The following is a 468-nucleotide window of genomic DNA, read 5'->3' on the forward strand; positions in this document are numbered from 1 at the left end:
CGATTGCCCGTGCATTGGCAATGAATCCCAAGATTATGTTATTTGATGAACCAACTTCTGCCTTGGACCCAGAAATGGTTGGCGAAGTATTGAAGACCATGCGTGAATTGGCAAACGAAGGGATGACCATGTTAGTGGTTACCCATGAAATGGGCTTTGCCCGTGAGGTTGCTTCAAAAATCTGGTTTATGAGTGATGGTGAAATGACAGCGTATGACGACCCAGCAGGCTTTTTTGAAAATCCTAATTCAGAACGTGCGCAAAATTTCTTAGCAAAGATGTTGTAAGAGAGGAAATGTATTTATGAAGAAGTGGATGAAAAAAGCAATTGTACTACTAATGGCGATTGGTATGTTCATTAGTAGTGGTATCGGAATATTTGGTGTCTCAAGTGCTAATGCAGATGAAACTGATCCAACTTTACAGCATATTAAGAAATCAGGTCAGTTAGTTGTTGGAACTTCTGCT

General features: G+C 40.4%; 1 pseudogene. It reads left to right on the top strand.

Going from position 1 to position 468, the window contains the following annotated elements:
- Window positions 1-287: pseudogene (locus tag CP370_RS09280) on the top strand (amino acid ABC transporter ATP-binding protein); the annotation flags it as partial.
- Window positions 288-468 lie beyond the last annotated feature (181 nt).

Source organism: Lactobacillus sp. UMNPBX19, assembly GCF_002553805.1.
In the GTDB taxonomy this organism is placed as follows: Bacteria; Bacillota; Bacilli; order Lactobacillales; family Lactobacillaceae; genus Lactobacillus.